The organism is Methylocystis sp. B8 (assembly GCF_005771425.1).
Classification (GTDB): Bacteria; Pseudomonadota; Alphaproteobacteria; order Rhizobiales; family Beijerinckiaceae; genus Methylocystis.
The window spans coordinates 1-24,662 of record NZ_VBTZ01000007.1; the positions used below are offsets into that span (position 1 = coordinate 1).

Below are 24,662 nucleotides of genomic sequence, written 5' to 3' on the forward strand. Positions count from 1 at the left end.
CAAGAACTCGACGATCTCCTGCAGATCCTCCTTGGCTTCGTCGACGCCGGCGACGTCTTCAAATGTGACGCGCCCTTGCGTCTCGGTCAAAAGCTTCGCTTTCGACTTGCCAAAGCCCATCGCGCCGCGACCGGCGCCGCCCTGCATCTGACGCGCCATGTAAATCCAGACGGCGATGAACAGCAGCAGCGGCAGTCCGTTGACCAGCAGAGTCGAGAGCCAACCGGGACTATCATTTGCAGGTTTGGCGCTGATCTGCACCTTCTTGGACTCAAGCTTCTGCACGAGCCCCGGATCATTCGGCGCATAGGTCGTGAAGGAGCGATTGTCGTTGAAGTGGCCGGAAATCTCGTTGCCGGAGATCGTCACATCGTGGATGCGCCCTTCGTCAATCTGCACCAGCAGTTCGCTGAAGGTGATCTCGCGCGCGGGCGTACGGGTCTGCTGGTGTTGGAAAAGTCCAAAAAGCAGCGCCCCGACGGCGACAAAGACGACCCAAGGCAAATATTTCTTCCAATTCGCCTTCATTTTCACCTCCATGACGGAGCCGTGGCGGACCGGCGTCGCGTCAACATGTATGCATCCTTGGCCGGCGGCGCATTGGGCGCGGCTAGCCGAGGATGAGATTAGAAGTAATCTAGGTCAGGATGGCGCAATCGCCAAACAAGGTTCATAATTCGCCAAAAGCAGAGGCGGATGCGTAAGATCGTCCTTGCCGGCTTAAACGAATGCCTGGGCTCGGCTTTCTCTGGGCTGTCAGACATTTTGTCGCTCGCCAGGCGCGCAATCGTCCGCGCCGGCGCGCCCGCGGAAAGCGCTTCAGATCCATTTATCGTTGTTGCTGCGAGCCCTGATGGCGAGGCGGTCCGCGATCGTTCAGGCGCAAGCTTCCCTGTCGCCGCTTCCTTCGAGGCTATCGAGACCTGCGACGCCATTATCGTGCCGAGCTTCTCGCCAGACGCGAATGGCAGGCCGCCGGACATGTCCCCTTTCAGCGCGACCGCCGCTTGGCTGCGTCGCCATCACGCGCGCGGCGCTTTAATCGCCGGTTGCGGATCAGGCGTATTTCTTCTTGGCGAGGCTGGCCTTCTGGAGGGTCGCCGCTGCACGACGAGTTGGCGGGATTATGAGGAGCTGAAGCAGCGCTATGCGAGGGTCGACGCCGCCTGGAGCGCGCGGTTGATCGAGGACCGTCGAGTCGTTACGGCGGCCGGCCCATTTTCCTGGATCGACGTCGCTCTGCATGTCGTTCGCACGCTTTGCGGGGCGGATGCGGCGCGGGTCGCTGCGGCATTCACCGTCGGCGAGGCGGCGCCTGCCAAGGGCGCGCATCACGGTCAAAATTCCTACGCCGCAACGACGCTGAACGCGGGAGCAAGCGCCTTTCTCGCCGACGCCGAACGAATTGTTCGCCAATCGGATGCGTTGATGAGCGCTCAGGAACTCGCACGAGCGCTTTTAACGTCGGAGCGAACGTTGCATCGAAAGCTCAAGCAGGCTTGCGGAGAGTCGCCGAAGACATTCATCGACCGGATACGCGTGGAAACTGCGCGCACGCTGCTCGAAACAAGCGCCAAGCCAGTGAAAGAACTCGTCGCGAGCGCGGGATTCGCGGACGAAGCGAGTTTTCGACGCGCTTTTCGGCGGTTCGCCGGAATGGCGCCGAGCGCCTACCGGATATGGGCCCGCGCCCGAAGCCAGAACAAAGGCCAGCTCTTCACCCTGCAAAAGGACGCTGAGGTCGTCTCCAAGCTTCTGACGACCATATTCGACGCCTGCGTCAATGGCGTTACGCTCGCAGACCCAGACCTCGAAGATACGCCTATCATCTATGCCAACCGGCCCTTCACACGGATAACCGGCTACGGGCTTGATGAAATCATAGGACGTAACTGCCGCTTTCTTCAGGCCGAAGATCGCGACCAGGAGGGAAGACAGCGGCTGCGCGAAGCAATCCTCAATCGTGAACAAGTCGAAGTCACTTTGCGCAATTACCGCAAGGACGGCGCGCTCTTTCACAACAGGCTCAACATCACCCCACTCTTCGATGCGGACGGCCACCTGTTGTATTTTCTTGGCGTGCAATATGACGTCAGCAATCAGGTGCAGGCCGAACTGGAAATTGGCGACCTCAGGGCGAAGCTGCTGTCGCTCACTGAGTAATCGTCGTTGCGGCGCAAGGTCGGTCGAAACCTAGGCCACGATCATTGAGTAAACCGGACTTTCCCGCTTCGGCGGATTCGCGCGGCATATCCACGAGCAGCGCCTTGAGTGCGGCGCAACAGGTTTTCCCACTTGGCTTTTTCCTTAGACGGTGCGCTAATTTGTCGCGCCAGCTCCCAAGTGCGGCGAAATGACCGCAATTGAGAAGGACAGGAGAAAACGCCATGAACGCCATCTCAGCGATTCTCTCGATTTTCGCCGCCGCCGCCGCCATCACCCTGGCGATTACGGCCTTCGTGAACGCCTGAACCTTACGCGAATAAGCGAGACGTCGCCCGCCACCAAGCGAGGCGAGGGGCGGCGCGCTTTCTCGAGCATCGCGGGTCTTACAATTTCCGTCGCTGACGGGTTGTAAGGTGCGCCTTTTCCGCTTCGGCGACATTACTCGGACGAGCAGCCTCACCGACGAGACTTCAGAAAGCGGAGTTCATCGCGCCGCGATCTTATAGGGCTCCTGCGGCGCGTCCGACCTCGTCACCAAGAATCAAAGCCAGCGAACGAATCATTAATATTGACGTGCGCCAGACGATTAATCGCGACCGATGCGATTGAATCATGCTTGAGCGCTCAGACGCTCTTCCATGCAATTCCGCATGTCGCGCTGCAACAAGCAACTTCGTAATGCTCTAGGCCGAACTCAGCGCTGCGGCGAACCTTTTCAAGGCTCGTAAGCCCCGCACAAGATTGAGCCCGACCGAGAGGCCGGGCTCGTTTGGCGTCGATTGTTCAGGAGAGGTCAGTATTTCGCAACGACCGGGGGCGCGCCCCAGTTGAAGTGATAGTTCACGCCGGCGCGAACGATATTGCCGTTAAATCGGGTCGAGAACTGCGATATTGAAACGACGGTCCCCGCAAGACCGACGTTCACCGCAGATCCCGCGGCAGTGCCAAGATCGTAATACAGATATTCCGCTTTTGCCGACCAATTGGGCCAGAACATCCATTCGATTCCGCCACCGGCTGTCCAGCCGACGCGCGTGTCCGAGAGGCTGCCTGCTCCGAATTGAGCGGGAATGATTAAGCCGCCCAACGTCAATGCCTGAAAATTGCTCACGTTGACGTTGACGCCGCCATAAGCGAGGCCACCAGTGCCATAAACGAGCAAGGTCGGCGTGAAGAGCCAGCCAAGGCGCCCCCGCACCGTACCCAGGTAGTCAAGCGACCTCCGTACGTTAACATTCGAGAGAAGATTAATCGGAACAGGCGTGTCGCCAATAGTTATGGTAGCGATCGGAACGGCAGCCCAAGAGTTGCTGCCACCCCTGGAGCCGGCAATGCCCTGAATGTCCGCCTCAATGCCCGCGACAAGGCTGCCATTGTAAAATTGCCAATTGTAACCGATCTGGCCGCCGCCGATGAAACCGGCGCCGTTATTTGCGGACAGACTGCCGCTCAACAGCAGGTTCGCGACGCTGAAAGCCCCGCCCGCCGGCCAGTTCGTCACATAGATTGAATTGTTATTCGCCCAGGTTCCGCCAGCGTTCAGACCGACATAGAAGCCCGTCCATAGCGGCGGAGGCGGCGGGGGCGGCGGCAGCGGCGCCTTGTAGTGGGGAAGATCGGCCGCAAGGGCCGTGCCGGCGGTCAACACGAGAGCCAGTGCGGTAAGTATCTTTTTCATCTCAATCCTCACTGCCTGGGCAAAAAAGACTTTGCCTGATCCGCTGCTATGAAACCCCAGCAATTGCTGGCCGTAAGCGCAATCAAGCGACCAACGATGCGCACAGTCAACGCGTGAATATGAGATTCGAAGTGGGCGGAAGCTCATTTTCGAAAAGTGTTGCGCAGAGGCAACAAACGCACAATCGTCGGCGCCGAAAGCCCAAAACAAAATCCCGGCCTTTGGGGCCGGGATTTTAACTACAGACTCTTTCGGTCGATCAGTATTTCGCGACGACCGGGGGAGCGCCCCAGTTGAAGTGATAGTTCACGCCGGCGCGCACGATGTGGCCGTTGAAGCGGGCGCTGGACTGCAAAAAGTTGGCGAACGCAGCGCCTGTAGGAGAGCTGGCGATCGACACAGCCGACGAGGTCACCGTGCCAAGGTCATAGTAGAGATACTCGACCTTAGCGCTCCACTTCGGCATGAACATCCACTCCAAGCCGCCGCCGGCCGTCCAGCCAACGCGGGTGTCGGCAAAGGAAGACGCGCCGAACCAGCTGGTGAAGGGAATGGGCGAGGGGATCGGCGCGCCGACCACGCTGAAGCCTGTCCGCACGCCGCCGTAGGCGAGACCGCCGGTGCCGTATACTAAGAGAGTAGGCGTGAACAGCCAACCAAGGCGGCCGCGGACAGTGCCGATATAGTCCAAGCTCTTTGACACGCTGATGCCTTGGAAGGCATTGAAACCAGCAACAAATCCACCGGCGGTAACCGGAACTGCGGTGAAATAAGCGTTCCCCGAGCGACTGCTCGCAATGCCTTGAATGTCAGCCTCGATGCCGGCGAGGGCAGCCCCGTTGTAGAACTGCCAATTGTAGCCAATTTGGCCGCCGCCGATGAAGCCCCCGTTATTGGAGGTTGAGAACACGCCGCTAGCGCCGAAGGCGGCTGCGGTGGCAGGCCCAATGGCGACCAGACCACCAGCAGGGTCTATGACGAGCGGAGCGTTCGAAAGCGTTAAGCGGTTGCTATTCGCCCACGTTCCGCCCGCGTTCAGGCCGACGTAGAAGCCGGTCCAAAGCGGCGGGGGCGGCGGCGGGGGCGGCAGCGGAGCCTTATAGTGGGGGAGATCGGCAGCGAAAGCTGAGCCCGTCAGCGCAACCGCCAACGCGGCGACGGAAAGAGTTCTCTTCATATCAATCCTCGTAGCTTGTATGCGCATAGGCCGAACTGCCCTTTTGAAGCTTTCGGCGATTGCTCGCCTTGCACTGCACTCAATCAGTCAAGGGCGCGCACAGTCAACGCAAAAGCTCTGGTTTTCGTTGGAGTTCAGTCGGATTTCCGCGCGGTGTGGCGCCGGCGCCACAATACGCGCCCGAGGGCTTTCGCCACGGAAGACCCGACCGCCAGACCCGTTCAAAACGCCGCCAGGGTGATGGCTTCGCCACGCCGGTTTATGACCGGGTCGTCGATCTCCTCGTCCGCTCTTCTCGCGGCAAGCAATTCCAGCGGTTGCGCAGTGCAATCGCCAAACCAAGGAAAGGGAGTCAAAGAGGTAACCGATCCAAGCATGCGAGAATGACTCTTGCCAAAATGGCGCAACGGCAGCAGCAGCAACTCGAGTTCGGCCTTGCTCTCTTGGTCGCCTGCGGCCGCAGCGCACGCGTTTGCAACCATAGGAATCTCTGCCTCGACGACTTGCCGAATCGTCTGGACGATGCGCGCCCGGTCCTCGATACGCCACCAATTCAGGAAGAGGCGTCCCTTCTGCTCGCTCAGCCAAAATGCGTTAACCCGCGGGCCGCACAATCGAATGGGAAATCCGAGGTCAAAATCGACCTCCAGAATGAATGTGTCCGGCAGGATGTGCCGAATCGCTTCCGGGTCGATTTCCGCGCGATCTGGAGCGGCGCGTTTTCCCCTTAAATTGCGCCAATATTGGTAGAGATCTCTCATGACCGGCGCTTTCATTGAACCCGCCCGACCTGCTGCGCCCGCCCAGGATTGGCACGCTACCGTCAGAAGGCGCCGCCCCGCCATCGACGGAGCATCCGCCGTGCCAGCCGACGCCGACGTAAAGTCGAACCCGCGCGCCGCCGCTTCAACGCCCGCCCGGAGCGGGCGGAATCAAGGCCGCACCTTCCACTCCCTTACAAGACGCTATCGAGCCATCCTGTCCCACAGCGATTCGCTTGCGTCATAGGCGGCGCCTTCGCGCTCCAATTCGGGACAGCGGGGCTGCGCGGCGCTAATTAGACTGCGCGGCAGTCGCGCGACCCAAGCGAAAGAGCGCCCGTGACGGCGGCACGAGAACGCATTTTCAATCTCCCGATCGTGACGAAGACGCTCATCTTCGCGCTGACGGCCGTGCAGTTCATTGTCGCCTATGGTCCGCCGGAATTCGCTCAATGGCTTCTGGGAACCTTCGCTTTCATTCCGGCGCGCGTTATGATTGAAGGCGGCGCCGAATACGCCACGATGCTGACCTACTTTTTTTTGCACGGCGACTGGACGCATCTTGTCGTTAATGCGTTAGCGCTTGCCGCCTTCGGCACGCCGGTCGAGCGCCGATTCGGCTCGGAGCGCTACCTTCTCTTTCTTGCCGCGAGCGCGTTCGCAGGCGCGTTGTTCTTTCTTGCGCTGCATCCTTACGAGATCGCGCCGGTCGTCGGCGCGTCAGGCGCAATCTCAGGAACAATGGGGGCGATTGTGCGTTTCGCATTTACGCCAGGTGCGCGGCTGGCGGACGGGAGGCGCAGCTCGCAGGCGCCATACGACGAGGAATCTGGTTCCACTTCGCTGTCGCAACTGCCGCTAAACCGGCAGGCGATGTTTTTCCTCATTGCATGGCTAGCGGCGAACTTGCTTCTTGGCGCATTCCCGCAGGCGGCCGGCGTCTCAAGCGCCATTGCCTGGGAGGCGCATGTGGGAGGTTTTTTGTTCGGCCTGCTCTTTTTCAGTCTATTCGATCGGCGGGCCGGCGCGCCTTGAATTCGCAGTAACGCTCTTTGACTGGCGAGGGAGACCGGTCGAGAGGGAAAAGGAGGGCCAGATGACGATCTCAAACATACTCGCAGAGAAAGGAAGAGAAGTGGTGACTGCGAGCGCCGACACACCGCTGCAACAGGCGGCTCAGCTCATGATGCGTTACAGAATCGGCGCGCTTGTCATTTTGGACGACAGCGGCCGATTAGCGGGACTGATCGCCGAGCGCGACATCGTTTCCGCAGTCGCGCTGGACGGACCCCAAGCGCTGACGCAACCAATATCGTCCTATATGCAGCCCAACCCCCAGCCGGCCCGCGAAGAGGACGCTGTCGAGAATACGATGCGCGTCATGACGATCGAACGGCGCCGGCATATTCCGGTGGTTCGGGAAACCGTGCTCGTGGGGCTCGTCTCGATTGGCGACGTCGTCAAATACCGCATACGCGTCATCGAGGAAGAACACCGCTCGATGCGGGAATATATCGCTCAAGCCTAAGTCGCGGGCGCCGCAGTGGGCAGCGGGATGTGAGCGAAGATGTTCGGCAGCGCCCGCTTCGTCGCCTCGCTGCCGACATGGATGAGCTGCTCAGCCCTGTGGAAGTCGAACATTCCGACCTCCTCCATGCGCGCTGTGATGGTCGCGTCCGGCGGGTCGCCAGCCAATCGCGAACGCAGAATCCGGTCCTGGATGATGTTGAAGGCGTCAATCATGGCGGTGGCGACATTCGGCGCGTCGCTAGCCAGGCGATCGAAATAACGGGGCAGGAAGCGATCCACAAATGAACCGTCCGCCTTTTCTCCAAACGGCCCTGCCTCCGCCGCACGCTTGAGCGCCGCCGGGTCGTCGCGAATGACGCGCGCGCGATACATCGTGTCAGCAGTGACATTCACCGCGATCACATACTCAGCGCCAAGCGCCCGGCATACGGTGACCGGAACCGGATTGACCAGCGCGCCATCGAACAGCCAGCGGTCGCCGATGCGCACCGGCTCGAAGATGCCGGGCAGGGCGTAGGACGCGCGGATGGCGAGCGATAGCGATCCGTGCTGCAGCCAGACCTCATGCCCCGTGCCGACTTCGGTCGCGACAGCGGCGAAGGGGATCGGCAGCTCTTCGATGTCGATGTCTGCGAGTTCCTTCTCCAGCGCCGACCGCAGGCGTTCGCCAGTGATCAGGCTCGCCCCGGAAAACGACAGATCCATCAGCGTGAAGACGCGCCGCTTGGTCAGGGACCGGGCAAAGGTTTCGATCGCATCAAGCTTGCCGGCCGCGTAGCATCCGCCGACCACTGCCCCGATGGACGTGCCGGCGATCACGTCCGGGCAGATTCCGTGGGCGACAAGCTCGCGGATCACGCCGATGTGCGACCATCCGCGCGCCGCGCCCGCGCCGAGCGCCAATCCGATCGTTGGCTGCCCGCGTCTCTCACGTTTGGCCTCGGTATCCGCCTTGCGAACGATGGTGGTGGGAGGAGCTTGTGGTTCGTCCGTCATCCCGCTACCCGCTTCGGCGTCGTGATCCTGGAGGTTGCGTGAGCGCAGCGATAACATACCTGCCTTCCTGCTCAACTGTGTCCCTGACGGTGAAATAGCAGGAGATATATTGGCAAACAGCCTGCGCCTAGAAAGTGGCTTTCGGGTTAACTTTCCGCCAGATAGCGTCGGCTATGCGCCATCGGCGGCGAAAACCAGCGCGCCCTTGCCGTCGAGCGACCGATAAAAGCAGGATTTCCTTCCAGTATGGCAGGCTTTGCCGTCGCCGCCGACTTCAACTTCGAGCAACAAGGCGTCCTGATCGCAGTCGACGCGCAACGACAGGACCTTTTGCGTCTGACCTGATGTCTCGCCTTTGCGCCACAGAGCCTGGCGGGACCGCGACCAATAATGGGCGAAGCCCGTCTCGATCGTTTTCTTGAGCGCGAGTTCGTTCATATAGGCGACCATCAGCACTTCGCGCGTCGCAGCCTCCGTGGTGACGCAGACGATGAGGCCATGCGCATCGAATTTCGGCGCGAAAACGACCCCCTCCTCCACATCCTCTTTGGACGCTTGCGACATCACCGCGCTCCGCGCAGCAGCGTGTAGAAATGCGCTTGCTCGGCCGGATCGTCGCGGAACACGCCCGAAAACTGCATGGTGACTGTGGACGACCCTTGCTTCATCACGCCGCGCATCGACATGCACATGTGCTCGGCCTCGACCATCACGGCGACGCCGCGCGGCGCGAGCGCTTCATCGATCGCCGCCGCGATCTGCGCCGTCATCGCCTCCTGAGTCTGGAGCCGGCGCGCGAAGATCTCGACGAGGCGGGCGAGCTTCGACAGACCGACCACCCCGCCGTTCGGATAATAGGCGATATGCGCCTTGCCGACGAAAGGCACGACATGGTGTTCGCAGTGCGAAGTGAAAGGAATGTCGCGCACAAGCACGAGATCGTCATAGCCTTCGACCTCCTCGAAGACCTTCGACAGAACCTCGTCGGCGCTCTCACGGTAGCCGCTAAAGAATTCTTCATAGGCTTTGACGACGCGCCTCGGCGTGTCGCGCAGGCCTTCGCGATCCGGATTGTCGCCGGCCCAGCGCAGCAAGGTGCGGACCGCCGCTTCGGCTTCATCGCGGGAGGGGCGTTCTACGGTTCGCGCCGTCTCGAGGGAAGAAAAGGGAAAGGTCTTAACCACGTCATCCATGTGGCGCCTCCAAATGCGTCCAGCGCGCGCCCTAGAAGGCGCAGTGCAGCGAATGCCTCTCGCACTGGCGCGAGGCGGTCCCAAATCGTCGCCCTCTCCGGGAAAAGCTCGAGATGACGCGAGAATTCGAGTTAAACAAAGGCCGTGCCAGACCCCGGCGCGCCGCGCCGCTTTCGCGAAGGCGCGCAAAATCCTATATAGAGATTCATCGAGGCGATGGTAAGGCCTTGGCTTGTAACGCGCCGGCGGCGATGCTCAACAACATTTATAATCAACGCATTCTGGAGCTTGCCGGAAACATTCCGCGCATCGGCCGGCTGCCGCGGCCAGACGCGACCGCCTCCGCCTATTCCAAGCTCTGCGGCTCCACGATCACCGTCGATCTTAGCCTGCGCCAAGGCAAAGTGGCGGACTACGCCCATGAGTTGAAGGCCTGCGCGCTAGGTCAGGCGTCGGCCTCGATCATGGCGCGCAATATCGTCGGCTCGACGCCCCAGGAGCTGCGCGAGACGCGCGAGGCGTTGCGAAAAATGTTGAAGGAGAACGGCCCCCCGCCGACAGGCAAATGGGCCGACCTCGCGGTGCTGGAGCCGGTGCGCGACTACAAGGCCCGTCACGGCTCGACCATGCTTGCCTTTGACGCGGTGGCGGACGCGGTGACGAAGGCGGAGGCGAGCCAAGACGCAAGCTGACCGCTAGCGTCGCGCGCCGCTCTGCGCCTAACCTCGCGCATGTCCCCCGCCCCGATTCGCATCCTTGGAATCGATCCCGGCCTGCGCAACACCGGCTGGGGCGTCATCGAGGCGCGGGGATCACGGCTTTCCTTCATCGCCTGCGGGCGCGTCCGATCGGACGCGATGCTCAACATGGGCGAGCGGCTGCGGCAATTGCATGAAGGACTGATGGGCGTCATCGCCGACCATGCGCCGCATGAAGCCGCGATCGAAGAGACTTTCATCAATCGCGATCCGCAATCGGCCCTAAAGCTCGGACAGGCGCGCGGCGTGGCGCTGACCGCCCCCGCCCTCGCCGGCCTTGTCATCGCCGAATATGCCGCCAATCTCGTCAAGAAGACCGTCGTCGGCGCCGGCCACGCTGACAAGGCCCAAGTGCAAATGATGGTGCGCGTGCTATTGCCGGCGAGCGCCGCGACGAGCGCCGACGCCGCCGATGCGCTCGCGGTCGCAATATGCCATGCGCAACATCGCGGCGTTCGGACTCTCAAGGAGAAAATCGGATGAGAAGCATCGCATTGCTGCTCGCTTTGTCAGCGGCGCCAGCCATCGCCGCCTCGGTAAATAAGGATTCGCCAGCGGGACGCTACGCGCTTGACGCGGCCGCCTGCAAGGCGAAGGACTATTTCGCGACGATCACTGAGAGCGAGGCCGTCCTGCCGACGTTCAGCTGCAAAGGCGTGGACTACGATCAAACAGAAAATAAGGGCGGCCGCGCCCTCTATAAGGCGACCGCCAAGTCCTGCGTCGGCGAGGAATCGAATGAGCCGCACAAGGATTCGTTCACCCTTATCGTCGACTCCGCCGGCCTGCAGATCCTCTGGGCGGATGGAACAAAGAGCGCGGTCTTCACCCGCTGCGCGCCGTGATCGGCAAGCTCAAGGGCCTCGTCGACAGTTATGGCGAGGACTTCGTGATTCTCGACGTCAACGGCGTCGGCTATGTCGTGCATTGTTCGACACGCACGCTCCAAAAGCTGCCGCGCGTCGGCGAGGCGTCCGCGCTCGCCATCGAGACTCAAGTACGCGAAGATTCGATCAGGCTCTTCGGCTTCTCGACCGAGGCGGAGCGCGACTGGTTCCGTCTGCTGCAAACGGTACAGGGCGTCGGCGCCAAAGTGGCGCTGGCGATTCTTTCGATTCTTCCCGCAAACGATCTCGCATCCGCCATCGCCCTACAGGACAAGGCGACAGTCGCCCGCGCGCCGGGCGTCGGACCCAAGCTCGCCGCGCGCATCGTCGCGGAGCTGAAGGACAAGGCCCCAGTCTTCGGCGCTATCGACCCTGCCGTCGCGCGCCTGTCTGGCGAAGAGCCCGAAGGCGCGCCCTCGGCCGCGCGTGACGCGATTTCTGCTCTGGTCAATCTCGGCTATGGCCGGCCGCAGGCGGCGGCCGCAGTGGCCGAAGGCCTCAAGCAGCTTGGCGAAGCCGCTGAGGCCGGCGCGCTAATTCGGCAAGGATTGCGCGAACTCGCGCGCTGAGCAGCGGCGGAAGTTCCTCGAAATCATCGAGGGACATATACTGATACTGCGATGACGGGCGATTCACGGCGCGGCTCCGTTTGCCGCATCTAGTCTTGCGCCTGCGCCAGCGCATCGGAGCCGCCCATTTGACTACGCCCGCGCGCCTTGTCAGCCCCGAGCAGCGCGATGACGACGCCGACGCGTCGTTGCGCCCGCTGTCGCTCGCCGACTTCACCGGCCAGGAGGCGGCGCGCGCCAATCTCAAGGTCTTCATCGAGGCGGCCAAGTCGCGCGGCGACGCGCTCGATCATGTGCTGCTCGTCGGCCCGCCGGGATTGGGCAAGACGACGCTGGCGCAGATCGTTGCGCGCGAGCTTGGCGTCAACTTTCGCTCGACATCCGGCCCCGTCATCGCCAAGGCCGGCGACCTCGCGGCGCAGCTCACCAATCTCGAGCCGCGTGACGTGCTGTTCATCGACGAGATTCATCGCTTGAACCCCGCGGTTGAAGAAATCCTCTATCCCGCAATGGAAGACTTCCAACTCGATCTCATCATCGGCGAAGGTCCGGCTGCGCGCTCGGTGAAGATCGATCTTGCGAAATTTACGCTCGTCGGCGCAACGACGCGCGCTGGGTTGCTGACAACGCCCTTGCGCGATCGCTTCGGCATCCCTGTTCGTCTGAATTTCTACACGCCGGAAGAATTGGAGCTGATCGTCAAGCGCGGCGCGCGCGTGCTGGGCGTCGGCATGGAAGAGGCGGGCGCAAAAGAGATCGCGCGCCGCTCACGCGGCACGCCGCGCATTGCCGGCCGCCTTCTGCGGCGCGTGCGCGACTTCGCAATCGTTGAAGGCGCCGGAGCGATTACGCGCAAACTCGCTGATCGCGCTTTGTCGCTCCTCGAAGTCGACACCATCGGTCTCGACGTGATGGACCGCCGCTATCTCAATCTGGTGGCGGTCAATTTCGGCGGAGGTCCTGTCGGCATCGAAACGATCGCGGCGGCTCTGTCGGAGCCGCGCGACGCGATCGAGGACATCATCGAGCCGTTTCTTTTGCAACAGGGCTTCTTGCAGCGCACCCCGCGCGGACGCCTGCTGACGCCACACGCCTTTCGTCACCTTGGCCTCGCTGAGCCGGCGCGCCCCGCCGCGCAATTCGGATTGTTTGAAGAAGGCGAGGAATGACCTGCGACTCAAGCCGCGAGCGCGCCGCCGCCAATCACTTCGGCTGCGGAACGATGCGCAGATAGGGGCGCGGCGCGTTCCAGCCGTCTGGATAGATTTTCTTCGCCTCGTCGTCGGAAACCGAACCGGCGATGATGACGTCGTCGCCCGGGCGCCAATTCACCGGCGTCGCCACTCTATGTTTGGCTGTCAGTTGCAGCGAGTCGACGACGCGAAGCACTTCGTCGAAGTTGCGGCCCGTCGTCATCGGATAGACGATGATGAGCTTGATCTTTTTGTCTGGACCGATGACGAAGACGTTGCGCACGGTCTGATTATCGGCGGGCGTCCTGACGCTGGCGTCGCCGCCTGCGCTCGCCGGCAACATTCCGTAAAGCTTGGAGATGCGCAGGTCCGTGTCGCCGATCATCGGATAGTCCGGCTTTGCGCCCTGAGTCTCTTCGATGTCGACCGCCCATTTCGCATGATTATCGACCGGGTCGACGCTCAAGCCGATGATCTTGACATTGCGGCGCTTAAATTCGGGCTCGAGTTTCGCCATGTAGCCGAGCTCGGTCGTGCAAACTGGCGTGAAGTCCTTGGGATGCGAGAACAGAATGCACCAGGAATCGCCGATCCAATCGTGGAATTTGATGTGTCCCTGCGTGGTTTCGGCTTCAAAATCCGGCGCGGTCTCGCCGATCTGGAAAGACATGGGAAAGCTCCTCAGCTATGGTTGCGCTCGCTTTGCGCGAGCCCTCTGCCGACTATGACAGCGTATTTAGTAAATGCGACGATTGCGGTCAGTATCAAGAACAGCGGCGCTCAAGTCTCTCCCTCGCAAAACTCAGACCGTCCGGCCAGCCAAATCAGATGAAGACGATCGAACCGTGTCAGCGCCTCTCCATTCGCGTCTACTATGAAGACACTGATTTTTCCGGCCTCGTCTACCACGCGTCTTATCTACGCTTCATGGAGCGGGCGCGCACCGAGATGTTGCGCTCGGTCGGGTTAGATCAGCGCGCGCTGCTGGAGGGCGCCGCGAGCGCGCCGATTTTTTTTGTTGTTCGGTCGATGGACGTCGACTTTCGTAAGCCCGCGACAATGGACGATCTACTGACCGTCGAAACCGAGGCTCTTGAGCTTGGCGGCGCCTCGCTGACGCTTGAGCAGCGGGTTTTGCGGCAGGCGGAACTGCTGGTCCGCGCCAAGGTCAAAGTCGTGTGCGTAGGAGACGGCCGCGCCCGCCGACTGCCGCCAGAGGTCCGCGACAAGTTCGAACTTTTGCTCTCGGCGCAAAAGGCGTAAAAACATCCCCCGCCATCTGGACGCCGCCTTTTGCGGCCTAAAATGGCGTTGAGATGGGAATCATCGAACCCGCTACGCGCCTGCGGCCCCAGACCGAGACTTCGGACCCGGCGGAAACCGGCGTTCTGACTGTTGATCTCTCCGCCCTCTCCGACAATTGGCGGATGATGGCGCGCCTCGCCGGCGGCGCCGAGTGTGGCGCAGTGGTGAAGGCGGACGCCTATGGATTGGGGCTCGCGCCTGTGATGCGAGCGCTGCTCGCGGCTGGCTGCCGAACATTTTTCGTCGCCAATGTGGTCGAGGGCGAAGCGGCGCGGGCGGTTGCGCCAGACGCGACCATCTATGTGTTCGACGGCCTCGTTCCTGGCGCAGCGCGGCGTCTCATCGCCGCCGATCTTCTTCCAGCTTTGGGCTCGCTCGTCGAAATTGAGGAATGGGCGTCGACCGGCCGCAAACCGAAAGCCGCGATCCATTTCGACACAGGAATGAATCGCTTCGGCATTCCGATCCACGAGGCGGCGCAAGCGGCGGAGCGCGCCCGCCAGATCACGCCAGTTCTGGTGATGAGCCACTTCGTCAGCTCGCAAATGCGCGACGAGACCCGCAACGAACGCCAAATCGAGGCGTTTCTCGACGCCCGCGCGCGCTTCGCGGACATTCCGGCGTCGATGTCAAATTCTTCGGGAGTCTTCCTGCCCCAGCGGCCGCATTTCGATCTGATTCGGCCGGGCTACGCGCTTTACGGCGGCAACCCGACGCCTTACGCCGAATGCCCTGTGCGCACGGTCGCGCGGCTCAAAGCGCGCATCCTCTCAATGCGCGAGATCGAGCCGGGCGCCTGTGTGGGCTATGACGCAGTTTGGTCTGCGCCGAAGCGCACGCGCATCGCGACGATCGGCGTCGGCTATGCGGACGGCGTCCCGGTCGGCGCCACCGCTTGCGTTGGAAAATCGGCGGGCGAAGCGCTCGTTGGCGGAGTCCGCTGTCCCTTCCTCGGCCGCGTGTCGATGGACTACATCGTGCTGGACGTCTCCGATGCGCCGCGGGAAGCGGCTCAACGCGGAGAGTGGGTAGAGCTGCTCGGCGAAGGCATCTGCGTCGAGGAAGCGGCGTCGCGCGCCGGCACGATCGGCTATGAAATCCTTACCCGACTCGGCGCGCGTTTCTCGCGCCGCTACGTCGGAGCCTAGCTCTCACGCCATTGCGAACCACGGGGCGAGCACCGGATATCCCTCCCCCGCGAGCATCGACACCGTCTCGTAAATCGGCAGGCCGACGACCGCCGAGTAAGACCCCACGATCTTCACCAGAAATGCGCCAGCGCGCCCCTGGATGGCGTAGGCGCCGGCCTTGCCGCGCCACTCGCCGGTCGAAAGATAGGCTTCAATCTCGGTCGAGCCGAGGCGCTTGAAACGCAGCCGCGCTTCGACGAGACGCTTGCGCTCATGGCCGCGCGGCGTGATCAGGCTCACCGCTGAATAGACCCGGTGCTGGCGGCCGGAGAGCAGCTGCAGGCACTCCTCCGCCTCCTCCCGCGTCTCGGCTTTGGGCAGGATCCGGCGACCGACGGCGACCACCGTATCAGCGGCGATGAGGAACGACTCTTTCAGCTCGGGCCGCGTCGCCCTGAGCTTGGCCGCGGCCGCCGCTTTTTCGCTGGCGATTCGGGTGGCGTAAGCGCGCGGCGATTCCCCGCGGCGCGGCGTCTCATCGATGTCGGTGGGCAGTAGAGCGTCGGCGTCGAGCCCGGCCTGCTGCAACAGCGCCAGGCGCCTAGGCGAAGCGGAGGCGAGAATAAGCTTGGGACGAGCGATTGGAGGATTGGCTGTCAAGAATGTCGCTCCGCCGAAAGGAAATTACCGGAAGCGATATGTTATACGGCCTTTGGTCAAATCATAAGGCGTCATTTCGACAAGCACCTTATCGCCTTCGAGCACCCGGATGCGGTTCTTGCGCATCTTGCCGGCGGTGTGGGCGATGATTTCGTGATCGTTTTCAAGCTTTACACGAAACATCGCGCTCGGCAGCAGTTCGGTGACGACGCCGGGGAATTCGAGCAGTTCTTCCTTGGCCATGTGGTTCCTTATAGGGCGCTTTCCGCCGCGACGTCGCCGCGCGGCTTAGATAGCGCGAAAAAAGCGAAAAACCCGCTGCCCCGGCCGGGGAGCGGACTCGGCGCGGACCCTAATCGAGAACGAAGGATTTGTGAACCGGGAGTTTGAGCGCGAACCCTTCTCCCGTTCACGGGAGAAAGGAGAAGCGCCTCTCACTTCGGCTTGCCTTTCACCGTGCGCGTGCCCGGCTTGCCGCCGGACGAGCGCCCCACTGGACGCGGCGGTGGCGCGCGCCCGACGGGCCGCGCTTCGCCGCCGCCAAAATTATGCGGCCCCATGTCGGCGTCCGTCGGCTTGCGCGCGCGCGTGCCGGGAATGTCCCCTCCTCCACGCCCCCCTCGCGCCTGACGCGAGAGCTGGATGCGCAGCATGGGGCTCGCCTCGCCGAGCAGTTCCGCGCGTTGCAGACGCTGGATTTCGTCGCGCAGCCGCGCCGCCTCCTCGAAGGCGAGATCGGCGGCGGCCTCCTTCATGCGTTTTTCGAGATCGGCGATCGTCGCCGCGAGATTATGGCCGGGCGCGATGTCATAGCCCGTGTCGATCGTCACATGATCCTGCTCGGCGACCGAGCCGAGAATGTCGGCGATGCCACGCTTGATCGACGCGGGCGTGATGTTGTTCTCGCGATTATAAGCCTCCTGCTTGGCGCGACGGCGATTGGTCTCGTCCATCGCGCGCTTCATCGAGCCGGTGATCTGATCGGCGTAAAGGATGACGCGGCCGTCGACATTGCGCGCGGCGCGGCCGATCGTCTGCACCAGAGACGTTTCCGAGCGCAGAAAGCCTTCCTTATCGGCGTCGAGGATGGCGACGAGGCCGCATTCGGGAATATCGAGGCCTTCGCGCAACAGATTGATGCCGACGAGGACGTCAAAGGCGCCGAGTCGCAAATCGCGAATGATCTCGATGCGCTCGATCGTATCGATGTCGGAATGCATGTAGCGCACGCGCACGCCATTCTCATGCAGATATTCGGTCAGATCTTCGGCCATGCGCTTGGTCAGCACGGTGACGAGCGTGCGATAGCCGATCTGCGACGTCGCCCGCGCTTCGTCGAGAAGATCGTCGACCTGGGCGCGCGCCGGACGCACCTCGACCATCGGATCGATCAGTCCCGTCGGGCGGATGACCTGTTCGACGAAGACGCCGCCTGTCTGGTTCAGCTCCCAATTACCGGGAGTCGCCGAAACCGCCACCGTCTGCGGCCGCATCGCGTCCCATTCCTCGAAGCGCAGCGGGCGATTGTCCATGCAGGACGGCAGACGGAATCCATATTCGGCGAGCGTCGCCTTGCGCCGGAAGTCGCCCTTATACATGCCGCCGATCTGCGGAATGGAGACGTGACTCTCGTCGGCGAAGACCAGCGCGTTATCGGGCAGATATTCGAACAGCGTCGGCGGCGGCTCGCCCGGCTTGCGCCCGGTGAGATAGCGCGAATAATTCTCGACGCCGGCGCAGGAGCCCGTCGCCTCCATCATTTCGAGATCGAAGCGGGTGCGCTGCTCCAGCCGCTGCGCCTCGAGCAGTCGGCCGGAGCGATGCAATTCCTCGAGCCGCGCGCGCAACTCCTCCTTGATCGCCTTGATCGACTGCAACAGCGTCGGCCTCGGCGTCACATAATGCGAATTTGCATAGACCTTCACGAATTCGAGATCGACCGTCTTCTTGCCGGTCAAAGGATCGAATTCGGAAATCGACTCGACTTCATCGCCGAAGAAGCTGACGCGCCAGGCGCGGTCCTCATAGTGGGCCGGGAAGATGTCGACGGTGTCGCCGCGCACGCGGAAGGTGCCGCGGGTGAAATCGGCGCCAGTGCGGCGGTAATGCAGCGCGACGAGATCGGTGACGAGCTGTCGCTGCTCCAGCTTCTCGCCGAGAGTGACCGAGAAGGTCATCGCCGTATAGGTTTCGACCGAGCCGATGCCGTAAATGCAGGAGACCGACGCCACGATGATGACGTCGTCGCGCTCGAGCAGCGCGCGCGTCGCCGCATGGCGCATGCGGTCGATCTGCTCATTCACCGAGGATTCTTTTTCGATATAAGTGTCCGAGCGCGGCACATAGGCTTCGGGCTGGTAATAGTCGTAGTACGACACGAAATATTCGACGGCGTTGCTCGGGAAGAAGCTCTTGAACTCGCCATAGAGCTGCGCCGCGAGCGTCTTGTTCGGCGCAAGAATCAGCGCCGGCCGTTGCACGCGCTCGATGACGCTCGCCATGGTGAAGGTCTTGCCCGAGCCGGTGACGCCGAGCAGCACCTGATCGCGCTCTTGCGCGGCGACGCCTTTCACCAGCTCCTCGATCGCCGCAGGCTGATCGCCCTTCGGGGTGTAGTCTGAGACCAACTCGAACCTGACGCCGCCTTCGGATTTCTGCGGCCGCTCCGGCCGATGCGGCGTCCAAGGCTTTCTGTCGCGGATATTGGGGTCGCCGAGTCGCAGCAGTTCGGCGAGGCTGTCGGAGGTCGCCTGCACGCCGCCGCCGGCGTGGAAACCTTCTCCGAGCCCGTATTTCTCGATCTCCTCCTCGTCGAGGCCATGGACTGAAGAAGCGTCGTAGGCGGCCTGCGCCGCCTCTCCGAACCCCGGCGCGAGCGCGGGATTGAGCAGCTGCACGAGATGCGGCGCGAGCGGCGCGACCTCCGGCTTCGACGCCTTGGCGCGGGTCGGCCGCGCCGGGTCTCTGGGCTTTTTTCCGGGGGTTTTGGCCATGGCCGCAATATGGGACCGATGGATGTGGGATGGAAGCCGGAAGGCTCTATACCCCCTCCCTGTCCCTCCCCCGCTTCGCAAACCGGGTGCTCCCGGTTTGCGCATCTGCGCCGAAGTCGGCAATAGCCGACTTCGGATGGGAGAGGGGACGCTAACGATTGGCGTTAGCGAAATCCCGATGAAGCGCCGAGTCGAGCCCCCTACTCCGCCTCCTCTAACTCCTCGCGCTCGGCCTCCAGCAATTTCGCGCGCGCTTCCGCAGCTTCGCGCTGGCGGTTCCACATGCCGGCATAATGGCCGTTAAGCGCCAGCAGCGCTTTGTGCGTGCCGCGCTCGATAATGCAGCCGTGATCCAGAAACAGGATTTCGTCGGCGTCGACGATGGTTGACAGCCGATGCGCGATGACGAGCGTGGTGCGGCCTCGCGCCACTCTTCTTAGCGCATCCTGGATCTCATGTTCGGTGAAGCTGTCGAGCGCCGAGGTCGCCTCGTCGAGGATGAGGATCGGCGGGCCTTTGAGAATCGTGCGCGCGATCGCCACGCGCTGCTTCTCGCCGCCCGAAAGCTTCAGGCCGCGCTCACCGACCTGCGCGCCATAGGCGTCCGGCACGCTCTCGATAAAGCGGTCGATCTGCGCGAGTCGCGCCGCTTCGCGCACCTCATCGTCACTCGCATTCCACCTTCCGTAGCGAATGTTGTAACCGATCGAGTCGTTGAACAGCACGGTGTCCTGCGGCACCATGCCGATCGCCGCGCGCAGGCTTTCCTGCGTGACGTCCAGGATATTCTGACCGTCGATCGTGATGCGTCCGCTTTGCGGCTCGTAGAAGCGATACATCAGGCGCGAGATCGTCGACTTCCCCGCCCCTGACGGTCCGACAATCGCGACGGTTTGCCCGGGCTCAGCTTCGAAGCTCACGCCCTTGAGGATCGGACGGTTCGGCTCATAGTGGAACGAGACATTGTCGAAGACGATCCGTCCTTCGCGCACGACGAGCGGCTGCGCGCCGGGCTTGTCTAAAATCTCGGGGCTCTGCGCAAGGATCGAGAACATCGTTTCGATGTCGATGATCGCCTGCCGCACCTCTCGATAGAAAGTGCCCATGAAATTCAGAGGCTGCGCCAGCTGCCCCATCATAAGATTGATCAGGACGAAATCGCCCACCGTATTGCGGCCGGCTTCGATGCCATAGACGCACATCACCATCATCGCAGTGAGCCCTATGATGTAGATCACGGTCTGGCCGGCGTTGAGAACGGCAAGCGAGACATAGGAGTGCGTGCTCGCCTGCTCATAGAGGATCATGGATTTGTCGTAGCGCTGAGCCTCCCGCTTTTCCGCGCCGAAATATTTGACGGTCTCATAATTCAACAGGCTGTCGATCGCCTTCTGATTGGCGTCGGTGTCGCTGTCGTTCATCTTGCGGCGAATGGCGATGCGCCAGTTTGTGGCGAGCGTCGTATAGAGAAAATATCCAGCAAGAGTCGCGAGCAGCACGAGCCCGTAGCGCCAGTCGAACTGGTAGAGGAAGATGCCAAGAACCAGCGCCATCTCCAGCACGGTCGGCGCGCCGGTCGACATGATCAGACGTGACAGAGTCTCTATGCCATTGCGCCCGCGCTCGAGAACGCGCGTCAGCCCGCCAGTCTTTCTGCCGATGTGGAAGCGCAGCGACAACTCATGCATATGCACGAAGAGATCGGTCGCCAGTCGGCGCACTGCGTGCATCGCTACAGCCGCAAAAATGCCGTCGCGCATCTGCATGAGCACGACGGTGGTGATGCGCATGGCGCCCATCAGCAGCGTGAAATAGACTGCGGCGGTCCCCGCCTTCGCCCACGCGCCGGGGCCGCCCTCGGCAAGCGCGTCAGTCGCCCATTTCAGGGCATATGGCGTTGCGGCGTTGAACAGCTTGCTGACGACGAGCAGCGCGAAGACCACAGCGACCCGCAGCTCGAGGTCGCGGCGGCCGCGCGGCCAGATATAGGGCCACAAGCGCCGTATCGTCTTGAAAACCGACGATTCTGACAGTCGCTGGTCAGAAACGGGCTCGGGCGCGGCGTCGTCGGGATCGAGCGCATGGGGATCGCTCGATTGGCCTTCATCAGGTCTAAGCATATGTCTCCAAATATAGGGGCCGGCATCTCGGCGTTTTGCGTCATATATGACGTTTAGAAGGAATGCGCACCCCGCGTGATACGCGGCGAAGGCGAGAACCGATATGCGAGAAATAAAAAATATCTGCGTCTATTGCGGCTCCTCGATCGGCGCCGATCCGCGCCACACGGCGGCGGCGCGCGCGTTGGGCGCGGAGCTTGCCCACGCCGGCGTCGGGCTGGTCTATGGCGGCGGAGCGATCGGTCTCATGGGCGTGCTGGCGAAGGCCACAATCGCCGCCGGCGGGGTCGTCACAGGTGTGATTCCCGAATTCCTGGATGAGAGGGAAATCCCTTTCACTGACGCGACGGAACTCATTGTCGTCGATGATATGCACACGCGCAAACGGGTGATGTTCGAGCGTTCGGACGCCTTTGTCGCGCTGCCCGGCGGCGTCGGCACTTTGGAGGAATTAACCGAGCAGCTGACCTGGATTCAGCTTGGCCAACACACCAAGCCTCTCGTCATCGCCGATATCGCCGGCTTCTGGCGGCCGCTGCTGTCGCTTTTCGCCCATATGCGCAATGAGGAATTCATCCGCGAAGGTTATGACGTGCACTACCTTGTCGCCGAACGCGTCGAGGAGATCCTGCCGATGATCTTTGCGGCGGTCCGCCATGCCCCAGACATCAGCGAGACGGCGATTACCGAGCGACTTTAGCCATGCGCCGGCGCCGCCCGTGCGCCGGAGATCAGCAGCTTGAAATTGATTGCATCGACGAGCGCCTCGAAGGACGCGTCGATGACATTGGCCGAGACGCCGACCGTCGACCAGCGCTCGCCTTGTGCATCGGCGCATTCGACAAGAACCCGCGTCACGGCGTCGGTGCCGCCCTGAAAGACGCGGACGCGATAGTCGACAAGCCGAACGTCATCGATGAAGCGCTGATAGGCGCCGAGATCCTTGCGCAGCGCGAGATCGAGCGCATTGACGGGACCATTGCCTTCCGCGGCGGAAATGCGGTTTTCCCCGTGCACATTGATCTTGACGATCGCCTCTGCGCCCTGGTCCTCGAAGCCGCCGTTTTTCGCAAAACGGCGATCGACCGCGACGCTGTAGCGCTCAATGTCGAAGAAATGCGGCGCCTCGCCGAGCACCCGCTTCGCCAGAAGAAAGAAGGAGGCGTCAGCGCCTTCATAGGCGTAGCCCTGCGCTTCCTTCTCCTTCACCTCGTCGAGAAGACGCGTCAGCCGCGGATCGTCCTTGTCGAGGATAACGCCTAGGCGGGCGAGTTCCGAGACAATATTCGAGCGCCCCGCCTGATCCGACACGAGCACGCGCCGCATATTGCCGACGGACTCTGGCGTCACATGCTCATAGGTGCGCGGATCAGTCAGCACGGCTGAGGCGTGAATGCCGGCCTTGGTCGCAAAGGCGCTGGCGCCGACATAGGGCGCATGGCGGTTCGGCGCGCGGTTGAGAAGCTCATCGAGCGCGTGGCTGACGCGAGTCAGATGCGTCAACTTTTCCCGAGTTACGCCGATCTCGAAGCGTTCGGAGAATTCGGTCTTCAGCAACAACGTCGGGATGATCGTCGTGAGATTGGCGTTGCCGCAGCGCTCGCCAAGACCGTTAAGGGTCCCTTGAATCTGCCGCGCGCCGGCCCGCACGGCGGCGAGCGAGTTCGCGACAGCCTGACCCGTGTCGTCATGGCAATGGACGCCGACGCGCTCTCCCGGAATATGCTTGACGACCTCTGCGACAATGTTTTCGACGTCATGCGGCAGCGTGCCGCCATTGGTGTCGCAAAGGACGATCCAGCGCGCGCCGGCCTCATGCGCCGCCTTCGCGCAGGCGAGCGCATAGTCGCGGTTGGCCTTGAAACCGTCGAAGAAATGTTCGCAGTCGACGGCGACTTCCTTGCCGCGCGCGACGGCGGCTCTTACGGATTGCGTAACGCTTTGGAGATTGTCCTCTTCCGTTGAGCGTAAAGCGACGCGAACCTGAAAGTCCCAGCTTTTGGCCACGAATGTGACGACATCGGCGGCGCTGTCGAGCAGCGCCGCGACCCCCGGGTCATTCTCGACCGAGCGGCCTTGCCGGCGCGTCATGCCGAAGGCCGCGAAACGCGCGCGCAGTTTCGGACGATCAGCAAAAAACTCCGTGTCGAGCGGATTGGCGCCGGGATAGCCGCCCTCGATGTAGTCGATGCCGAGATCGTCCAGCATGGCGACGATCTGACGCTTGTCGTCGAGCGAAAAATCGACGCCCGTCGTCTGCGCGCCGTCGCGCAGCGTCGTGTCGTATAGGGTCAGCCGTTCCTTAACCCGTTCTTCGGCCATCAATGCGCTCTCCTGGCGGCGGGCGCCGCCAGCTCTTTAGTCATCGTCGTTGTGCCGAGCCATTGGCCGGAGATTTCGACCGTGTTGCGTCTCTGCGCCGTATAGCCGCGTGCGGCGAAGAAATCGCGCGCCGAGTCGGACGCGTCGACGTTCAGCGTCTTCGTTCCGCGCGCGGCGGCGAGTTTCTCAATCGCGTCGGCAAGCGCTGAGCCAATGCCGCGCCGCGCCAGATCGTGCCGCACATAGAGCATGTCAAAGGCCGCATTGTCGCGAAGCGACGCGAAACCGGCGATTTCGCCTTCCGCCAGCGCGACGATGGTCAGCTCGCCCGCGAGCCGCGCGCCGAAAGCCTCTTCGTCGTCGACCTCGGACGTCCAGGCTTCACGCTGCGCGTCGTCATAGTCGTCGGCGGCAAGCTCCTCGACGCTCGCGCGAAGGAGCGCCGCAAGAGTCGCCGCGTCCGCGGGAAGAAACGGCCGCAGGCTGGGAGCTGTCGCCGATCGCGCCATCATACGATCTCGAATGCGCGCAGCAAATGCCAGGCGACGAAAGCGGCGAGCGCGAGCACCAGCACTTTGAATAGCAGATAGACCGCCCAATGGCGCTTGAAGGGAAGCGTCTTCTTCCAGTCATTGTTGGACATCGGATATTTCCCTTCTGTTCACCCCACCCGGTTCGCTTCGCGAACCGCCCTCCCCGTCAAGACGAGGGATGAGCCTGCAACAGCGAAACGCAAGATTTCATTGACGGCGAATTGCATGAGCGACTCCTCGTTACGTCGAATCTCGCCGTTCACATCCCTCCCCCTTGCGGGGAGGGTGGCGCGCGAAGCGCGACGGGTGGGGGAAGATCTCCCGCTCTTCATGACGCCTCCCGCATGTGTTCCTTCGCCCGGGCGATGATGGTTTCGACCACGCCAATCAAATCGGCGTCTATCTCATGATTCCAGAATCGCAGCACGTGGAACCCATTCGCATGAAAAATCGCGTCTCGCTTGGCATCGCGGCGAAGGCCTTCCGCCTCTCCGTGTTGCGAACCGTCAGCTTCAACAATCAGGCGATATTTGTAGCAAACGAAATCGAGCACATAGCCTTCGATTGGCGCCTGACGACGAAAGTGAAAGCCCTGCGCGCGCAGTTTCCGCAACTGCGACCAGAGCTTCACCTCCTGTGGCGTCATGGTCTTACGCAATTGGCGCGCGCGAGGGTCTGCCATATCCGTCAC

Annotated in this window: 28 protein-coding genes; 11 read left to right on the forward strand and 17 right to left on the reverse strand. The window is 62.2% G+C overall.

Features of this window, described 5'->3' with window-relative positions; all coding sequences use genetic code 11:
- Nucleotides 1-528, reverse strand: a 528-nt coding sequence (locus FEV16_RS11995) for an ATP-dependent metallopeptidase FtsH/Yme1/Tma family protein (RefSeq protein ID WP_171015219.1), incomplete at its 3' end; no start/stop codon positions are given.
- A 168-nt stretch (nucleotides 529-696) separates the two neighbouring features.
- On the opposite strand from FEV16_RS11995, the gene FEV16_RS12000 reads away from it, so the two are divergent.
- Entirely contained in the window at nucleotides 697-2,163 is a 1,467-nt protein-coding gene (locus FEV16_RS12000) for a helix-turn-helix domain-containing protein (RefSeq protein WP_138167874.1), read from the forward strand.
- Here FEV16_RS12000 and FEV16_RS12005 read toward each other — a convergent pair.
- The 4 genes from FEV16_RS12005 to FEV16_RS12020 all read right to left on the reverse strand — a co-directional run bounded on the left by FEV16_RS12005 (nucleotide 2,153) and on the right by FEV16_RS12020 (nucleotide 5,797).
- A complete protein-coding gene (locus FEV16_RS12005; protein ID WP_138167875.1) occupies nucleotides 2,153-2,437 on the reverse strand; it encodes a hypothetical protein in 285 nt (94 codons plus the stop codon). The genes FEV16_RS12000 and FEV16_RS12005 overlap by 11 nt on opposite strands.
- Nucleotides 2,438-2,959: 522 nt before the next feature.
- Nucleotides 2,960-3,844 (reverse strand): outer membrane beta-barrel protein, encoded by an 885-nt coding sequence (locus tag FEV16_RS12010; protein WP_138167876.1) that lies wholly within the window; start codon nucleotides 3,842-3,844, stop codon nucleotides 2,960-2,962.
- Between the two features lie 259 nt (nucleotides 3,845-4,103).
- Nucleotides 4,104-5,021 carry an outer membrane beta-barrel protein gene (locus tag FEV16_RS12015; protein WP_138167877.1) on the reverse strand — a complete coding sequence of 306 codons (918 nt, stop codon included), beginning with the start codon at nucleotides 5,019-5,021 and terminating at the stop codon, nucleotides 4,104-4,106.
- A 221-nt stretch (nucleotides 5,022-5,242) separates the two neighbouring features.
- Nucleotides 5,243-5,797 carry a PAS domain-containing protein gene (locus FEV16_RS12020; protein ID WP_138167878.1) on the reverse strand — a complete coding sequence of 185 codons (555 nt, stop codon included), beginning with the start codon at nucleotides 5,795-5,797 and terminating at the stop codon, nucleotides 5,243-5,245.
- A gap of 324 nt (nucleotides 5,798-6,121) precedes the next feature.
- Between FEV16_RS12020 and FEV16_RS12025 the strand changes: the two genes are divergently transcribed.
- Both FEV16_RS12025 and FEV16_RS12030 read left to right on the forward strand, forming a co-directional pair.
- Complete coding sequence (locus FEV16_RS12025; RefSeq protein ID WP_138167879.1) at nucleotides 6,122-6,817, forward strand: rhomboid family intramembrane serine protease; 696 nt, start codon at nucleotides 6,122-6,124, stop codon at nucleotides 6,815-6,817.
- Nucleotides 6,818-6,878: 61 nt separating this feature from the next.
- Nucleotides 6,879-7,310: a CBS domain-containing protein gene (locus FEV16_RS12030; RefSeq protein WP_138167880.1), complete on the forward strand. Its 432-nt coding sequence runs from the start codon at nucleotides 6,879-6,881 to the stop codon at nucleotides 7,308-7,310.
- Here the strand turns inward: FEV16_RS12030 and FEV16_RS12035 are convergent.
- The 3 genes from FEV16_RS12035 to folE all read right to left on the reverse strand — a co-directional run bounded on the left by FEV16_RS12035 (nucleotide 7,307) and on the right by folE (nucleotide 9,501).
- On the reverse strand, nucleotides 7,307-8,365 hold the full coding sequence (locus FEV16_RS12035; protein WP_246657304.1) for a patatin-like phospholipase family protein: 1,059 nt from the start codon (nucleotides 8,363-8,365) through the stop codon (nucleotides 7,307-7,309). The two genes, FEV16_RS12030 and FEV16_RS12035, sit on opposite strands and share 4 nt — an antisense overlap.
- 114 nt (nucleotides 8,366-8,479) lie before the next feature.
- Entirely contained in the window at nucleotides 8,480-8,872 is a 393-nt protein-coding gene (gene hisI, locus FEV16_RS12040) for a phosphoribosyl-AMP cyclohydrolase (RefSeq protein ID WP_138167881.1), read from the reverse strand.
- Nucleotides 8,872-9,501, reverse strand: coding sequence for a GTP cyclohydrolase I FolE (gene folE, locus FEV16_RS12045; RefSeq protein WP_138167882.1), 630 nt, complete (start codon nucleotides 9,499-9,501; stop codon nucleotides 8,872-8,874). Before folE ends, hisI begins: the two co-directional genes overlap by 1 nt.
- 251 nt (nucleotides 9,502-9,752) lie before the next feature.
- Between folE and FEV16_RS12050 the strand changes: the two genes are divergently transcribed.
- The 5 genes from FEV16_RS12050 (at nucleotide 9,753) to ruvB (ending at nucleotide 12,884) form a co-directional block, all read left to right on the forward strand.
- Nucleotides 9,753-10,193: an iron-sulfur cluster assembly scaffold protein gene (locus FEV16_RS12050; RefSeq protein ID WP_138167883.1), complete on the forward strand. Its 441-nt coding sequence runs from the start codon at nucleotides 9,753-9,755 to the stop codon at nucleotides 10,191-10,193.
- Nucleotides 10,194-10,232: 39 nt separating this feature from the next.
- Nucleotides 10,233-10,742 (forward strand): crossover junction endodeoxyribonuclease RuvC, encoded by a 510-nt coding sequence (gene ruvC, locus FEV16_RS12055; protein ID WP_138167884.1) that lies wholly within the window; start codon nucleotides 10,233-10,235, stop codon nucleotides 10,740-10,742.
- On the forward strand, nucleotides 10,739-11,104 hold the full coding sequence (locus FEV16_RS12060) for a hypothetical protein (RefSeq protein ID WP_138167885.1): 366 nt from the start codon (nucleotides 10,739-10,741) through the stop codon (nucleotides 11,102-11,104). Before ruvC ends, FEV16_RS12060 begins: the two co-directional genes overlap by 4 nt.
- Nucleotides 11,101-11,715 carry a Holliday junction branch migration protein RuvA gene (gene ruvA / locus FEV16_RS12065; RefSeq protein ID WP_138167886.1) on the forward strand — a complete coding sequence of 205 codons (615 nt, stop codon included), beginning with the start codon at nucleotides 11,101-11,103 and terminating at the stop codon, nucleotides 11,713-11,715. The genes FEV16_RS12060 and ruvA overlap by 4 nt, the downstream gene beginning before the upstream one ends.
- A gap of 128 nt (nucleotides 11,716-11,843) precedes the next feature.
- Nucleotides 11,844-12,884, forward strand: a complete 1,041-nt coding sequence (gene ruvB / locus FEV16_RS12075; RefSeq protein WP_281404854.1) for a Holliday junction branch migration DNA helicase RuvB — start codon at nucleotides 11,844-11,846, stop codon at nucleotides 12,882-12,884.
- Nucleotides 12,885-12,918: 34 nt separating this feature from the next.
- Here ruvB and FEV16_RS12080 read toward each other — a convergent pair whose 3' ends face one another.
- Nucleotides 12,919-13,578: a peroxiredoxin gene (locus FEV16_RS12080; RefSeq protein WP_138167888.1), complete on the reverse strand. Its 660-nt coding sequence runs from the start codon at nucleotides 13,576-13,578 to the stop codon at nucleotides 12,919-12,921.
- A 158-nt stretch (nucleotides 13,579-13,736) separates the two neighbouring features.
- On the opposite strand from FEV16_RS12080, the gene ybgC reads away from it, so the two are divergent.
- Together ybgC and alr are read left to right on the forward strand one after the other, a co-directional pair.
- Entirely contained in the window at nucleotides 13,737-14,171 is a 435-nt protein-coding gene (ybgC, locus tag FEV16_RS12085; protein WP_138167889.1) for a tol-pal system-associated acyl-CoA thioesterase, read from the forward strand.
- A gap of 53 nt (nucleotides 14,172-14,224) precedes the next feature.
- The gene (gene alr, locus FEV16_RS12090) at nucleotides 14,225-15,361 is read left to right on the forward strand and encodes an alanine racemase (protein ID WP_138167890.1); all 1,137 of its coding nucleotides are present in this window, start codon (nucleotides 14,225-14,227) and stop codon (nucleotides 15,359-15,361) included.
- Between the two features lie 3 nt (nucleotides 15,362-15,364).
- Here alr and FEV16_RS12095 read toward each other — a convergent pair whose 3' ends face one another.
- The 4 genes from FEV16_RS12095 to FEV16_RS12110 form a co-directional block, all read right to left on the reverse strand.
- Complete coding sequence (locus tag FEV16_RS12095; protein ID WP_138167891.1) at nucleotides 15,365-16,003, reverse strand: Maf family nucleotide pyrophosphatase; 639 nt, start codon at nucleotides 16,001-16,003, stop codon at nucleotides 15,365-15,367.
- A 24-nt stretch (nucleotides 16,004-16,027) separates the two neighbouring features.
- Nucleotides 16,028-16,246 carry a translation initiation factor IF-1 gene (gene infA, locus FEV16_RS12100; protein ID WP_138167892.1) on the reverse strand — a complete coding sequence of 73 codons (219 nt, stop codon included), beginning with the start codon at nucleotides 16,244-16,246 and terminating at the stop codon, nucleotides 16,028-16,030.
- A 191-nt stretch (nucleotides 16,247-16,437) separates the two neighbouring features.
- Nucleotides 16,438-18,996 carry an excinuclease ABC subunit UvrB gene (uvrB, locus tag FEV16_RS12105; protein WP_138167893.1) on the reverse strand — a complete coding sequence of 853 codons (2,559 nt, stop codon included), beginning with the start codon at nucleotides 18,994-18,996 and terminating at the stop codon, nucleotides 16,438-16,440.
- 200 nt (nucleotides 18,997-19,196) lie between these two features.
- On the reverse strand, nucleotides 19,197-21,116 hold the full coding sequence (locus FEV16_RS12110) for an ABC transporter ATP-binding protein/permease (protein ID WP_138167894.1): 1,920 nt from the start codon (nucleotides 21,114-21,116) through the stop codon (nucleotides 19,197-19,199).
- 103 nt (nucleotides 21,117-21,219) lie between these two features.
- Here FEV16_RS12110 and FEV16_RS12115 point away from each other — a divergent pair, with 103 nt between their 5' ends.
- Complete coding sequence (locus tag FEV16_RS12115) at nucleotides 21,220-21,816, forward strand: TIGR00730 family Rossman fold protein (RefSeq protein WP_138167895.1); 597 nt, start codon at nucleotides 21,220-21,222, stop codon at nucleotides 21,814-21,816.
- Here FEV16_RS12115 and cimA read toward each other — a convergent pair.
- From cimA to FEV16_RS12130, 4 genes are all read right to left on the reverse strand, one after another.
- Nucleotides 21,813-23,438: a citramalate synthase gene (gene cimA, locus FEV16_RS12120; RefSeq protein ID WP_138167896.1), complete on the reverse strand. Its 1,626-nt coding sequence runs from the start codon at nucleotides 23,436-23,438 to the stop codon at nucleotides 21,813-21,815. The two genes, FEV16_RS12115 and cimA, sit on opposite strands and share 4 nt — an antisense overlap.
- Nucleotides 23,438-23,947: a GNAT family N-acetyltransferase gene (locus FEV16_RS12125; RefSeq protein WP_138168047.1), complete on the reverse strand. Its 510-nt coding sequence runs from the start codon at nucleotides 23,945-23,947 to the stop codon at nucleotides 23,438-23,440. The genes cimA and FEV16_RS12125 overlap by 1 nt, the downstream gene beginning before the upstream one ends.
- The gene (locus tag FEV16_RS17465) at nucleotides 23,947-24,081 is read right to left on the reverse strand and encodes a hypothetical protein (protein WP_281404855.1); all 135 of its coding nucleotides are present in this window, start codon (nucleotides 24,079-24,081) and stop codon (nucleotides 23,947-23,949) included. Before FEV16_RS17465 ends, FEV16_RS12125 begins: the two co-directional genes overlap by 1 nt.
- Before the next feature lie 218 nt (nucleotides 24,082-24,299).
- Nucleotides 24,300-24,653, reverse strand: coding sequence for a DUF559 domain-containing protein (locus FEV16_RS12130; RefSeq protein ID WP_138167897.1), 354 nt, complete (start codon nucleotides 24,651-24,653; stop codon nucleotides 24,300-24,302).
- Nucleotides 24,654-24,662: the final 9 nt, after the last annotated feature.